Genomic DNA, 12,860 nt, shown 5'->3' on the forward strand with positions numbered 1-12,860 from the left:
AAGGGGGAGGGAACGTGCTTTGCTTTTTTAAGGGTTTGGTATCGGCACACTGCGTAGCGGCGTCGGTCCCCTCACTCCGCCGCCACCCGCGCCGGCTCGTGCCGCGTCTCGGCCTCCGCCGCCTCGCCCTCCGCCACCGCCCTGCGCCGGAACAGGCGCATGACGACGACGAAGAAGACCGGCACGAAGAACACCGCCAGCACGGTCGCGGTGATCATGCCGCCCATCACGCCGGTGCCGATCGCCTGCTGGCTCTTCGAGGCGGCGCCGGTGGCGATGGCGAGCGGCACCACGCCGAAGATGAAGGCGAGCGAGGTCATCACGATCGGCCGGAACCGGAGGGTGGACGCCTCGACCGCGGCCCGCACCACCGAGGTCCCGGGCTTCCAGAGGTCCTTGGCGAACTCCACGATCAGGATCGCGTTCTTGGCCGAGAGGCCGATGATCGTGATGAGCCCGATCTTGAAGTACACGTCGTTGGGCATGCCGCGCAGGTACACGGCTGCCAACGCGCCGATCACGCCGAGCGGGATCACCAGCATCACCGAGACGGGAATCGCCCAGCTCTCGTAGAGCGCGGCGAGGCACAGGAACACGATCAGCACCGAGAGCGCCAGCAGCAGGCTCGCCTGGCTCCCCGCCTGCTTTTCCTGGAAGGACTGTCCGGTCCAGGCATAGCCGAACCCCTTGGGCAGCTGGAGCATCAGCCGCTCCATCTCGGCGATGGCGTCGCCCGACGTGTAGCCGGGGTTCGGCTCGCCGGTGAAGCGGACCGACTGGTAGCCGTTGTAGCCGACGATCTGGCTCGGCCCCATGCCCCATTTCAGCTCCGCGAAGGATGACATCGGCACCATCGTGCCCGTGGCGTTCTTCACCGCGTAGTTGAGGATGTCCGACGCGTTCATGCGCTGGAGCTGCTCGGCCTGCACGTAGACCCGCTGCATCTTGCCCCGGTTGGGGAAGTCGTTCGGGTAGACCGAGCCGAGGTTGAGCTGGATCGTGGCGTTGATGTCCTCGAACTTCACGCCGAGCGCCGCCGCCTTCTCGCGGTCGATGATCAGCTCCGCCTGCGGGGTCGGCGGCAGGCCCTCGATCTTGACCTTCTGGAGGATCGGGCTCTGCTGCGCGAGCTTCAGGAGCTGCTCCTGGGCGCCCAGGAGTGCCGCGTAGCCGCGGTTCGCCCGGTCCTGCAGGCGGAACGAGAAGCCCGCCGCGTTGCCGAGGTTGTCGACCGGCGGCGGTTCCTGGGCATCCACGGTGGCGTCGCGGTAGCTCGCGAGCGCCGCGTTGGTCCCGGCGACGAGGGCGGCGGCCGAGTTCTTGGCGTCGCGCTGCGACCAGGGCTTGAGGGTGACGAAGGCCTGGCTGGTGCTCGGGGACTGTCCCGAGAACGAGTAGCCGTTCAGCATCGTCACGGTGGCGACGCCCGGTTGCGCCAGCAGGTGCTCCTCGACCTTGCGGACCGCCTCCAGGGTGCGGTTGTAGGAGGCGCCGGGCGGCGTCTGGATGTCGACCGTGAAGAAGCCCTGGTCCTCCACCGGCAGGAAGCCCTCCGGCAGGTTGACGAAGGCGTAAGCGGTCCCCGCCACCAGCGCGAGGTAGACCAGCATCACCCGGCCGGACTTACGGATGAAGGCCGCGGTGCCGCGGCCGTAGCGGGCGGTCTCCCGGTCGACGAACCGGTTGAACATCCCGAACACGCCGCCCTTGGCGTGGCCGTGGCCCTTGGCGACCGGCTTCAGGAAGGTCGCGCAGAGGGCGGGCGTCAGCGACAGGGCGAGCAGCGCCGAGAACGCGATGGAGGTCACCATGGCGATCGAGAACTGCCGGTAGATGATGCCCACCGAGCCGGGGAAGAACGCCATCGGCACGAACACCGCCATCAGCACCAGGGTGATGCCGATGATCGCCCCGGTGATCTGCCCCATGGCCTTCTTGGTGGCCTCCTTGGGGGGCAGCCCCTCCTCGTTCATGATCCGCTCGACGTTCTCCACCACCACGATGGCGTCGTCGACCAGGATGCCGATGGCCAGCACCATGCCGAACATGGTGAGCACGTTCACCGAGAAGCCCGCGAGCCACATCACCGTGACGGTGCCCATGAGGGCGATCGGCACCACGATGGTGGGGATCAGGGTGTAGCGGATGTTCTGCAGGAACAGGAACATCACGAGGAAGACCAGCACCACCGCCTCGACCAGCGTGTGCAGCACCTTCTCGATCGAGGCCTCGACCGCCGGGGTGATGTCGTAGGGGATGGCCCACTGCAGGTCCGGCGGGAAGAACTGGGACAGCTCCACCATCTTGGCGCGGATCGCCTTCGCGGTCTCCAGCGCGTTGCCGTCGGGGGCGAGGGTCACCGAGATGCCGGCGGCCGGGCCGCCGTTCAGGCGCGTGGAGAACTGGTACGCGTCGCCGCCGAGCTCGATCCGGGCGACGTCGCGCAGGCGCACGTTCGAGCCGTCGGGATTGGCCCGCAGCACGATGGCGCCGAACTCCTCGATCGTGCCGAGCTGGCCCTTCACGATGATCGGCATGGTCAGCGCCGTCCGGATCGGGCTCGGCTGCGCGCCGACCGCCCCCGAGGCGATCTGGACATTCTGGTTGCGGATCGCCTCCGCGACCTCCGAGGCGTTGAGCGAGAGCCCGCGCAGCTTGTCGGGATCGACCCAGACCCGGAGCGACCGCTCGGTGGAGTAGAGCGTCGCGCGCCCGACGCCCGGGATGCGGCGGATCTCGTTGATGACGTTGCGGATGAGGAAGTCGCCGAGGCCCACCTCGTCCATCGACCCGTCCTTGGAGACGAGGGTGATGATGTTGAGGGTCGCGGCCGAGGCCTCCTCGACCAAGATGCCCTGCTGGCGCACCTCCGCGGGTAGGCGCGCCTCGACGCGCTTCAGGCGGTTCTGCACCTCCACGGAGGCGAGCGACGAGGCGGTGCCGGGCTCGAAGGTGGCGGTGATGTTGACCGAGCCGAACGAGTCGGTGGTCGACTCGAAGTTCATGATGTTGGCGGCCCCGTTCAGCTCGTCCTCGATGAGCCGGGTGGTGCCGACGTAGAGGCTCTCCACGGAGGCGCCGGGAAAGGCCGTGGACAGGGCGATCTGCGGCGGGGCGATCACCGGATACTGCGCCACCGGGAGGTTCGGGATGGCCAGCGCGCCGCCGAGGCAGATGAACAGGGCCACCACCCAGGCGAAGACCGGGCGGTCGATGAAGAAGCGTGCCATGATCGGGCTCTCCCGGGCTCAGTGGCGCTGCTGGACGGCGGCGGCCCGCGGGGCGACCTCCGCCTTGTCGCCGGGATTCTGCTCGCCCGCAGCGTCGGGCGCCTCGTCGGCATCGTGCTTCGGTCCGGTCTCGCCGTGGACCGGGGTCTGGTCGATGGGCTTCACCTTGGCGCCGACGGTGATCTTCTGGAAGCCGTCGACGATGACGCGCTCGCCGGCCTTGAGGCCCGAGCGGATCAGCCAGTTCTGCCCGACCACCGGCCCGACCTCGACGGGCTGGCGCATCACGGTCTCGTCGGCGCGCACGATCCAGACCTCGGCGCGGCCGTCGTCGGTGCGCTGGATCGCCTGCTGCGGCACCGCGATCGCGTCGGAATCGATGCCCTGCTTGATCCGCGCCCGCACGTACATGCCGGGGAACAGCTCGTCGTGCGGGTTCGGGAACTGCACCCGCAGCGTCACCTGGCCGGTGCTCGGGTCGGCGGTGACGTCCGAGAACAGCAGCCGGCCCGCCAGCGGGTAGAGGGACCCGTCATCCATGATCAGGTGGACGTTGGCGGTGTTGTCTTCGAGCCGCGCCAGCTCGCCGCTGGCGAGGTCGCGGCGCAGGCGGTTCAGCTCGCCGACCGACTGGGTGATGTCGACGTAGATCGGGTCGAGCTGCTGGATCGTGGCGAGCGCCCCCGTGGAGCCCGGCTCGATCAGCGTGCCCTCGGTGAGCAGCGCCCGGCCGATGCGGCCGGTGATCGGCGCGCGCACGTCGGTCCAGCCGAGGTTGAGCTGCGCGCGGTCGCGGGTCGCCTTGGCGCCGGCCACCTCGGCCTCCGCCTGCTTCTTGGCCGCGAAGGCGGCGTCGTACTGGGCCTGGCTGGCGGTGGCGCGGGACAGCAGCTGCTCGAGCCGGTCGGCCTGCTGGCGGGCGAGCACCTGGGCGGCCTCCTGGCGGGCGAGGGCCGCCTCGGCGCTGGCGAGCTCGACCTCGTAGGGGGCCGGGTCGATCTTGTAGAGGATGTCGCCCTCCTTGACCTGGCTGCCCTGCTCGAAGAGCCGCTTGACCACGAGCCCGGAGACCCGGGACCGGACCTCGGCGATCCGCATCGGGGCGACGCGGCCCGGCAGATCGCGCAGGTAGGGGATCGCCTGGGGCTCGACCTTGACGAACCCGACTTCCGGCACCGGCGGGGCCGGCGCGGCGACCTGCTTCGGATTGCAGGCGGCGACGCCCAGCAGGAGCAGGGTCGCGGGCAGGAGGACGGTCGCGCGGGCCGAGGCGCGGAACGACGAGGGGATTCTGGCGGACAGAGTGCGAGTCACGATTACCGACGCTCCTGAAAGCATGCGTCTGCTGAGGCTGGCGCGGAGCGTGGGCCCGCGCATCGTCGAGTCGGATCCCGGGACCGGTCACGAGGCCGGTCGGACGAGGATCAGAACAGGCGCGCCTTCCTGCCGGCCGCGTGGCCGGCGCGCGCGTCAGGCCCGGCGTGGAGGCCGGTGCGGCGAACCGTCCGGCGCCGGGGCCGGCACGCTGTCGGACCTGTAATCGAACGATGCGGAGACAGTGTGACGGGGGCGCGGCGCGTCGACCGGCGGGCGCGGCAGCCCCAGTTCGGTGAGGATCTCGCTGTCGGCGGCGCAGAGATCGGTGCGGCCGAAGACCGACCGCTGGGCCTCGGGCTGCGCGTCCGGTGTGCCCGACAGGATGGTCAGGCGCGGGCTCGCGACGGCGCAGGCCGGGCCCGCCGCCCGCGCGGTCTCGGCCTGCGCGGGCGCGGCCACCAGCGCGGCCGCCGCGAGGACGAGCAGCGCCAGCGCGACGAGGCCCCGGGCGAGGCGGTCCGGCAGGCCCGCGACACGGCGGGCCGGAAAGGCGGCGGATCGGATCACGGACCCGAGATAAGCATGGCTGTCGCCGCGCGCAATCACCCACGGCGTCGCGCCACCCGCCCAGTGTTGCGCGCGGCACACAGCTGCGTCCGGAAGTGTCCGTACCGGCGGCCCGGCCTCAACCTTGCCGTGAAGTCCGGGCCGGCTCGCCGGATGCGCGGGGGTCCTCGCGCGGGCCCGACCCAGGTCTGCCGAGAGCTGAACAGGTCCACGACGGTCCGCGAGTACCAGCGCCGCGACGAACGGAGGACGGACGACTATGGCGAGACGGATCGCGCTACTCGGGCTCGCGGGCCTGCTGCTCGGGAGCGCCCCGGCGGCGGCCGCCAACCCGCTGGACAGGGGTCCGATCGCGGACTTCCTCAACATCTTCCGCAGCCAGGCGATCCCGCGCGAGACGGTGGCGTGGACCGGCAAGGAGAAGCCCGGCACCATCGTGGTCTCGACCCGCCAGCGCCGGCTCTACTACGTGCTCGGCGGCGGCGCGGCGGTCCGCTACGGCGTGGGCGTCGGGCGGCAGGGCTTCTCGTGGTCCGGCACCAAGACCGTCACCATGAAGAAGGAGTGGCCGGACTGGCGCCCGCCGCAGCAGATGCTGGCCCGCCGCCCCGACCTGCCGCGCTACATGGCCGGCGGCCAGGACAACCCGCTGGGCGCCCGCGCCCTCTATCTCGGCTCGTCGCTCTACCGCATCCACGGCTCGAACGAGCCCGAGACGATGGGCGCGGCGGTCTCGTCCGGCTGCATCCGCATGACCAACAAGGACGTGGTCGACCTCTACGACCGGGTCCGCGTCGGCACCAAGGTCGTCGTGCGCGACTGACCGGGCGGGCGGCGCCGTCGACCGCCGCCCTCCCCCCCTGCGTCTCGGGGCAGCCGCGCCGCGCCCGCGTCGACAGGCCCGGCGGGCCGGTGATAGGAGCCGCGCCGTCGGGCAGTGCCGGATCGCCCGACCTTGACGAGGGACAGCATGAACGAGCGCATCATCCTGCGGGCCGGTGAGGCCCTGGTCGCGGGCGGGCCGCCCAACACCGCCTCCGAGCCCGAGGTCATCATCGGCGAGCTCGACGGGCCGGTCGGCACCGCCCTGGCCACGCTCACCGGCGATCAGGTCGTCGGCCACAGCCGCGTCTTCGCCCTGCTCAACACCGACATCATGGTCCGCCCGGTCACCCTGTGCGTGTCCAAGGTCAGCGTCACCGAGAGCAAGTACACCTCGATCCTGATGGGCACCGTCCAGTTCGCCATCGCCAACGGCGTGCTGGACGCCGTGCGCGCCGGCTACATCCCCAAGCACAAGGCCAACGACCTCGGCATCATCTGCTCGGTCTGGCTCAGCCCCGGCGTCATCGAGGCCCAGCACGTCGACCACAAGGCCCTGTTCGACATCCAGCGCAGGGGCATGACCGAAGCCATCCGCAAGGCCATGACCAACGAGCCCTCGATCGACTGGCTCCTCGAGAACCAGGACAAGATCACCCACAAGTACTACCAGATGGGCCTCGACGGCAAAATCTGAGCGCCCGGCGCCGCGGCGGTCGACCGCCCGTTGCCGCGGGCCCGGCCGGCGACGGCCGGGCGGCGCGCGCACGATCCCGCGGGCGGCCACGGCCAAGCCTGTCGCGGGCCGGTGTCTTCGGGTAGGATGGCCGCATGAGCAGACGCGCCGATTCCCGTCCGTTCCGCCGCCTCGCGGCCGGCCTCGCGCTCGGGGCCTGCTGGCTCCCGGCCGACCCCGCCGCCGCCCAGGCGCTGTTCTGGCCGTCCATCGGCTTCGCGCCGCTGCCCTCCTTCGCGTGGCCGCAGATGCCCGAGGACGCGTACGGCCGCTGGACCGGCTCCTACGCCCGCCTGTCGACCGGCTACGCGGTCAGCACGTCCCGGCATTTCGGCAGCTATTCGGGACCGACCATCGGGTTCGAGGGCGGCCGGATGTGGCAGGAAGGCCCGATCCTCTACGGTATCAGCGGCGGGTTCGATTACCTGGCCGGCCTCGGCGGCAACCTCACGCCGGGCTACGGGCGCCTCGCCTATTCCAACGACTTCGCCGGATCCCTGGAGGTGAAGGTCGGCACCCTCGTCGCGCCGGACGTGCTGGTCTACGCCAAGACCGGCGCCCTGGCCCTGCACCAGGCGCTGCGCGTCGGGCCGACCCCGGGATCGCTGCCGTTCACGCGCCAGGACATCGCGGTCCGGCCGGTCGCCGGCGTAGGCGTCGAGTGGGCGGTCACGGACCGCCTGTCGCTCGCCGTCGAGGCGGGCGTGGTCGGCGGCGGGATCCGCTGAGGCGCCCCGCCGGAACCGCCGCGCGGCGGCGCCGGCCGGGGTGCCGGAGCGCGGCCGCCTATTTCGGCACGAACGCCCAGTAGTCGAGGTCGAGGATCACCGCCGGGTCGTAGCCGTCGCCGGCGCGGTCCGGGAAGGCGCCGCAGGGCTGGTTCTTGGTGGCGACCGTGCGCAGGCGTAGGAGCCCGACATCGTCGCGGCCGACATCGGCGGTCGCCAGCACCTCGCTCCAGGCATAGACCGTGTCGCCCGAAAACAGCGGCGCCACGTGGCGGCCGGCGTTGATGCCCGCGAGGGCGAAGGCGTTGCCGAGCCCGTTGAAGCTCAGCGCCCGCGCCAGCGAGATCACGTGGCCGCCGTAGATCAGGCGCCGGCCGAAGCGGGTGTCCTTGGCGGCGAGCCCGTCGAAATGCACCTTGGCGGTGTTCTGGAACAGGCGCGTGGCGATCTGGTGCTCGGCCTCCTCGACGGTCATGCCGTCGACGTGGTCGATCTTCTCACCCACCGCGTAGTCCGCGAAGCGGTGCGGGCTGCCGGCGAGGTCGGTGTCGTAGGCGGCGGCCGACAGCTTCGGCAGCGCCCCCGCGAGGTCCTGCGGGTCGACCACCTTGGCGAGGCTCGGCACGTGCTCCTCGGCGATCGCCGCCTCGGGGTCGCGCTTGCGCACGAGCACCCAGCGGCAATAGCTCAGCACGGTCTCGCCGCGCTCGTCGGAGCCCACCGAGCGGACGTAGACCACGCCGGTCTGCCGGTTCGAGCTCTCCTTGAGGCCGATCACCTCCGACACGGTGGAAACCGTCTCGCCCGGGTAGACCGGCCGCCGGAACCCGCCCTCGGCGTAGCCGAGATTGGCCAGCGCGTTGAGGGAGACGTCCGGGACGGTCTTGCCGAACACCATGTGGAAGGTCAGCAGGTCGTCGAGCGGGCTCTTCGGGTAGCCGATGGCCCGGGCGAAGGCGTCCGACGACTGCACGGCGAAGCGCGGCCCGTAGAGGCCGGTGTACAGCGCTACGTCGCCCACCGTCACGGTCCGCGGGGTGGCGTGGCGGATGGTCTCGCCGAGGCGGAAATCCTCGAAGAAGCGGCCGGGATTCGTCTTCACGGGCGGGCGGTCCTACTGCGCGTAAACGTAGGTGGCGGGCACGGCGTACTCGTGCAGCAGGCGGCTGATGAACAGCAGCAGCAGGATCAGGATGATCGGCGAGATGTCGACGCCGCCCAGGTTGGGCAGCAGGTTGCGGATCGGCCGCAGCACCGGCTCGGTCAGCCGGTAGAGCACCTCGCCGATCTGCGCGACGATCGGGTTGCGCACGTTCACCACGTTGAACGCCACCAGCCAGCTGAGCACCGCGCTCGCGATGAGGACGTAGATGAAAAGCTGGACGACCGTGTCGAAGAGCCAGATCAGGGCGTTCATGCGGGTCCGCGCGTATCCTTCGGGGCGCCCGCACCCGAGCGCCGGAGCGGCGCGCGGCGGGCGACGTTGAAACAGGGAATTGACAGGCCGAGCCGCCCGCGCCTACAAGGCCGGCGCCTCGACGGGGCTGTAGCTCAGATGGGAGAGCGCCGCAATCGCACTGCGGAGGTCAGGGGTTCGAATCCCCTCAGCTCCACCAGGCTTTCCTGGTGGCACGTCAGCGTCCCGGCGCCGCGGCGATAACGCCGTCTCGGCCGGGACTTAGCCGCGGTCCGCGGAGACTTTCCTCCGCCCCCCGCGACCTGCTCAACCTCGAATCCCGATGCGCTCGCGGCCCGCGACCGCGCTCGCCCCCACGTCCCGATCCGGGCTGCAGGGGGACCGTCGCACCGCGTTCGAAGCCGCGACAGCCCAGATTCGTCGGGGCACGGAAACCGGCGGCCGAGGCCGCGTCCGGATCGGCCGCGATTCTGCGACTGTACCTGCCGCCGGTCCTGCAACCATCGCGGCGCGACAGGGTTCGGTCCCGATTGGCGGCGGACGGAGGTCGGGTGGCGTCCTGGATCGAACAGGCAGTCTGGTGGCAGGTCTTCCCCCTCGGCTTCGTCGGGGCCCCTGACGAGGCCGACCCGGCCGCGCCGGTCGCGCACCGGCTCGCCCACCTGCACGGCTGGCTCGACTACGCGGTTGAGCTCGGCGCCTCCGGGCTGGCGCTGGGGCCGATCTTCGCGGCCTCCACGCACGGCTACGACACGGTCGACCATTTCCGCATCGATCCGCGCCTGGGCGACGAGGCCGACTTCGACGCGCTGGTCGCGGCGGCCCGGGCCCGCGGCCTCCGCGTCCTGCTCGACGGCGTCTTCAACCATGTCGGGCGGGCCCACCCGGCCTTCCAGGACGTGCTGCGGCACGGGCCCGAATCCGGACAGGCCGGCTGGTTCCGGCTGTCCTGGCCGCGGGGCTCCGGCCCGGGCATCGAGCCGGACTACGCCTGCTTCGAGGGCCACCGGCAGCTCGTCGCGCTCAACCACGACGACCCGCGCGTCGCCGACCACGTCGCCGCCGTCATGGGCCACTGGCTCGCCCGGGGCGCCGACGGCTGGCGGCTGGACGCCGCCTACGCGGTGCCGCCGCGCTTCTGGGCGCGCGTGCTGCGGCAGGTCCGCCTCGCGCATGCGGACGCCTACATCGTCGGCGAAGTGATCCACGGCGACTACGCCCGCCTCGTGCAGGACACCGGCATGGACGCGGTGACCCAGTACGAGCTCTGGAAGGCGATCTGGAGCGCCCTCAACGATCGCAACCTGTTCGAGCTGGCCCACGCCCTGGACCGGCACAACGGCTATCTCGACAGGTTCGCGCCCCTGACCTTCGTGGGCAACCACGACGTGACGCGGATCGCGAGCCGGCTCACGGATGAGCGGCACCTCCCGCACGCGCTGGCGATCCTGCTGACCTGCGGCGGGACGCCCGCGATCTACGCCGGCGACGAGCAGGCGTTCCGGGGCGTGAAGGAGGAACGGGTCGGCGGCGACGACGCCATCCGGCCGGCCTTCCCGCCGACGCCCGCGGATCTCGCCCCGTATGGCTGGCCGATCTACCGGCTGCACCGCGACCTGATCGCCCTCCGCCGGCGCCAGGCCGGGCTGCACCGCGCGCGGGCGCGGACGCTGCACCTCGCCAACGCGCAGCTCGTGCTCGCGCTGGGCGACGGGAGCGCGCGGGTGCTGACGGCCCTGAACCTCGCCGACGCGGACGCGACGCTGCCGGTGCCGGAGGCCCGGGCGATCGAGGCCGGCACCGGCGATCTCGCCGAGGCCGGCGGCCCCGGCGCCCGCGTGACCCTTCCGGCCCACGGCTGGGCCGTCCTGACCGCGTGAGCGTCGCGCGTCGGCCGAAAAGGCGCCGGCGAGGGGCCGGGAAGGGGCCGGGAAGGGGCCGGGAAGGGCCGGCCGCCCCTAGCCGGTGCGGCGGGCCGTCCAGCGCCCCGCGCAGGCGCCGAGCCCCGACAGCGTCCAGCGCCCGGTCCCGGCGGACCCGCGCAGGCGGCCCGAGACCGAGACGCTGGCGAGGCCCTTGCGGATCGTGCCGATGATCCGGCCGTCCGGTCCGGCCCGTCCGGAGGCGTCGACGCCGTTGCCGCCGGCGTCGTCCACGTTCCCGTCCCGAATGACGATGGGATAGCTGTAGGGCCCCGTGCAGCTCCCGGTCTCGGCGGTGGCTATGACCGACCAGGACCCGTCGAACCGGTTGGCCGCGGAGGCTCCCGTCGCGGTGCAGACGGTGAGGATCAGGGTGGGCGCGATCAGTGCAGCGCGAAGTCGGGTCATCGTCTCCTCTGTGATGGTCTCGAATCTCGGGTGGGGATCGTCGGCGCCGGACGGTTCCGCCGCGCGGCCGGGCGCGCGGGTCCGAAGTCGGCCGGCGCGGTCACCCGGCGGCGCGTCGGGGCCGGCCGTTCCGGGGCCATCCGCCCAGGGACAAGGCCGGGGACACGGCCGGGGACACGGCCGGGGACACGGCCGGGGATGGAAGGGCAACGGGCCGGACGCGCGCCCGGAGCGGCGCGGGCGCCCGGCCTCGCGGCCGTGCCGGACAAGAGGGCCATCCGCCCGGCACAACCTCGAGAAAGGGGACCGGAACCCGTCGGCACCCGGAGGTGCGCGGTGCGTCCGGCATCCGCGATATGGGGCCTAACACCTTCATGAAAATAAGATATTTTTACCAGTACACTGCGTTTCTCACGCACCGCCACGCGCCGTACGGCGCGCCGGGACGTGGCGCTCCCGCGCCCGGCGCGCCGCCTCAGGGGATAGGCCCGTCCGGGACCCGTTCCGCGCCGCGCCCGTGGGTCGACCCGGCGCGGAGCGCCGCCGACCGGTCGGCCGGAGCCGGCGTGGCGAGGCGGTACGCGACGCGGCCGTTGAAGGGCGCGGTGCGCAGGATCGTGTCGAGCCACGCGGGCATGCCGGTACCGGGCCGGAACTCCGCCCGCCGCTCCCAAGCCCTCAGGAGGGTGAGACGGACGAGGTCGTCTCCCTGGACGTCGCCCGCGATGGCGTCGCGGGCCAGTGTCCGCGCGCGGCGGCGCAGATCCGGCACGGCGTCGAGCAGCGCCGTGCCGAAGCCGGCGGGGACCTGACCAGCGGTCTCGGAGGCGGCCGCGGCTTCCGACAGCCGGCCGAGCAGGTGCCTTAGACGCGAATTTTCCTCAGTTTCCACAACTTCTGAAAAATGTTCCCCCAGATCCGCCGCGGATCGCGCGCCCGGATCGGAGATCACGGTCCCGTGTTCCGCGGGCATCCGCAATGGTCGATCGATACCCTGCACGTTCGGCATGGCCACGTCTGCTGGAAAAGGTGCCGAGATCGCGCTGAGACGGCGTCGCGGCGTTGTGAGCACTAATCTCTGGCTCAAATCGCCCGCGTCAATGATGCGCGTATACCAGGAAAATAACGTAGATGAGGGAACCGGCTTGCGCGCAACCCGTTTGTGCCCCGCTGCCGACAGGGCAGCGAGCGCGCGAAGGGGTGCAGAAGCCGTGACGGCGGGCGTCGACAGGCACGAACTCCGGCAGATCATCGCCGGGTTGAGCGAGGGCGTGATCCTGGTCGAGCCCGACCAGACCATCGCGTACGCCAACGAGGCCGCGCTCGCCATGCACGGCGCCGGGTCCCTCGACGAGCTCGGCCCGACCGTCGACGCCTACCGCGAGCGCTTCCGCCTGCGCTACCGCAACCACGTCACGCCGAACCAGTACCCGATCGAGCGGGTCGTGGCCGGCGAGCGCTTCCACGACGTCGTGGTCGAGGTGCGCCGGGCCGACAGGCCCGACATGGACTTCGTGCACTCGCTGCGCAGCCTCGTGGCCACGGACCGCGACGGCAATCCGAGCTGCCTGGCGCTGATCCTCAAAGACGTCTCCGACCAGTTCGAGGCCGAGGAGCGGTTCGAGCGCACCTTCAACGCCAACCCGGCGCCGGCCGTGATCACGCGCCTGTCCGACCTGCGCCACGTCAAGGTCAATCACGGCTTCCTGGAGA

At 71.5% G+C, this 12,860-nt stretch carries 12 protein-coding genes and 1 tRNA gene; 6 read left to right on the forward strand and 7 right to left on the reverse strand.

Annotated elements, in window-relative coordinates:
* Positions 1 to 71: 71 nt before the first annotated feature.
* The 3 genes from ACLBXO_RS10395 to ACLBXO_RS10405 form a co-directional block, all read right to left on the reverse strand.
* The gene (locus tag ACLBXO_RS10395; RefSeq protein WP_447685331.1) at positions 72 to 3,230 is read right to left on the reverse strand and encodes a multidrug efflux RND transporter permease subunit; all 3,159 of its coding nucleotides are present in this window, start codon (positions 3,228 to 3,230) and stop codon (positions 72 to 74) included.
* A gap of 18 nt (positions 3,231 to 3,248) precedes the next feature.
* Positions 3,249 to 4,544: an efflux RND transporter periplasmic adaptor subunit gene (locus ACLBXO_RS10400; protein ID WP_331315587.1), complete on the reverse strand. Its 1,296-nt coding sequence runs from the start codon at positions 4,542 to 4,544 to the stop codon at positions 3,249 to 3,251.
* A 156-nt stretch (positions 4,545 to 4,700) separates the two neighbouring features.
* On the reverse strand, positions 4,701 to 5,114 hold the full coding sequence (locus tag ACLBXO_RS10405) for a hypothetical protein (protein ID WP_447685332.1): 414 nt from the start codon (positions 5,112 to 5,114) through the stop codon (positions 4,701 to 4,703).
* A gap of 259 nt (positions 5,115 to 5,373) precedes the next feature.
* Here ACLBXO_RS10405 and ACLBXO_RS10410 point away from each other — a divergent pair, with 259 nt between their 5' ends.
* The 3 genes from ACLBXO_RS10410 (at position 5,374) to ACLBXO_RS10420 (ending at position 7,400) form a co-directional block, all read left to right on the forward strand.
* Positions 5,374 to 5,937 carry a L,D-transpeptidase gene (locus ACLBXO_RS10410; RefSeq protein ID WP_447685333.1) on the forward strand — a complete coding sequence of 188 codons (564 nt, stop codon included), beginning with the start codon at positions 5,374 to 5,376 and terminating at the stop codon, positions 5,935 to 5,937.
* Between the two features lie 147 nt (positions 5,938 to 6,084).
* Positions 6,085 to 6,633: a formaldehyde-activating enzyme gene (locus ACLBXO_RS10415; protein ID WP_012321386.1), complete on the forward strand. Its 549-nt coding sequence runs from the start codon at positions 6,085 to 6,087 to the stop codon at positions 6,631 to 6,633.
* Between the two features lie 134 nt (positions 6,634 to 6,767).
* Positions 6,768 to 7,400: an outer membrane protein gene (locus ACLBXO_RS10420; protein ID WP_447685334.1), complete on the forward strand. Its 633-nt coding sequence runs from the start codon at positions 6,768 to 6,770 to the stop codon at positions 7,398 to 7,400.
* A gap of 58 nt (positions 7,401 to 7,458) precedes the next feature.
* Here ACLBXO_RS10420 and ACLBXO_RS10425 read toward each other — a convergent pair whose 3' ends face one another.
* On the reverse strand, positions 7,459 to 8,502 hold the full coding sequence (locus ACLBXO_RS10425) for a MaoC family dehydratase (RefSeq protein WP_331316441.1): 1,044 nt from the start codon (positions 8,500 to 8,502) through the stop codon (positions 7,459 to 7,461).
* Positions 8,503 to 8,514: 12 nt separating this feature from the next.
* Complete coding sequence (locus ACLBXO_RS10430; RefSeq protein WP_010684838.1) at positions 8,515 to 8,817, reverse strand: YggT family protein; 303 nt, start codon at positions 8,815 to 8,817, stop codon at positions 8,515 to 8,517.
* Between the two features lie 123 nt (positions 8,818 to 8,940).
* Between ACLBXO_RS10430 and ACLBXO_RS10435 the strand changes: the two genes are divergently transcribed.
* Both ACLBXO_RS10435 and ACLBXO_RS10440 read left to right on the forward strand, forming a co-directional pair.
* Positions 8,941 to 9,016 (forward strand) — tRNA-Ala (locus ACLBXO_RS10435).
* Positions 9,017 to 9,368: 352 nt separating this feature from the next.
* Positions 9,369 to 10,697 (forward strand): alpha-amylase family glycosyl hydrolase, encoded by a 1,329-nt coding sequence (locus ACLBXO_RS10440; protein ID WP_447685335.1) that lies wholly within the window; start codon positions 9,369 to 9,371, stop codon positions 10,695 to 10,697.
* Between the two features lie 78 nt (positions 10,698 to 10,775).
* Here the strand turns inward: ACLBXO_RS10440 and ACLBXO_RS10445 are convergent, their stop codons facing one another.
* Both ACLBXO_RS10445 and ACLBXO_RS10450 read right to left on the reverse strand, forming a co-directional pair.
* Entirely contained in the window at positions 10,776 to 11,147 is a 372-nt protein-coding gene (locus ACLBXO_RS10445; RefSeq protein WP_447685336.1) for a hypothetical protein, read from the reverse strand.
* Positions 11,148 to 11,622: 475 nt separating this feature from the next.
* Positions 11,623 to 12,039 carry an RNA polymerase subunit sigma-70 gene (locus ACLBXO_RS10450; protein WP_447685337.1) on the reverse strand — a complete coding sequence of 139 codons (417 nt, stop codon included), beginning with the start codon at positions 12,037 to 12,039 and terminating at the stop codon, positions 11,623 to 11,625.
* 319 nt (positions 12,040 to 12,358) lie between these two features.
* Here ACLBXO_RS10450 and ACLBXO_RS10455 point away from each other — a divergent pair.
* On the forward strand, positions 12,359 to 12,860 hold a 502-nt coding region (locus ACLBXO_RS10455; RefSeq protein ID WP_447685338.1), incomplete at its 3' end, for a PAS domain-containing protein.

This window comes from Methylobacterium sp. C33D (genome assembly GCF_053345825.1).

Bases quoted from the DNA above. Each gene is read 5' to 3' on its own strand.
- ACLBXO_RS10395 (WP_447685331.1), bottom strand. From the start codon at position 3,230: ATGGCACGCTTCTTCATCGACCGCCCGGTCTTCGCCTGGGTGGTGGCC.
- ACLBXO_RS10410 (WP_447685333.1), top strand. From the start codon at position 5,374: ATGGCGAGACGGATCGCGCTACTCGGGCTCGCGGGCCTGCTGCTCGGG.
- ACLBXO_RS10445 (WP_447685336.1), bottom strand. From the start codon at position 11,147: ATGACCCGACTTCGCGCTGCACTGATCGCGCCCACCCTGATCCTCACC.
- ACLBXO_RS10420 (WP_447685334.1), top strand. From the start codon at position 6,768: ATGAGCAGACGCGCCGATTCCCGTCCGTTCCGCCGCCTCGCGGCCGGC.
- ACLBXO_RS10430 (WP_010684838.1), bottom strand. From the start codon at position 8,817: ATGAACGCCCTGATCTGGCTCTTCGACACGGTCGTCCAGCTTTTCATC.
- ACLBXO_RS10415 (WP_012321386.1), top strand. From the start codon at position 6,085: ATGAACGAGCGCATCATCCTGCGGGCCGGTGAGGCCCTGGTCGCGGGC.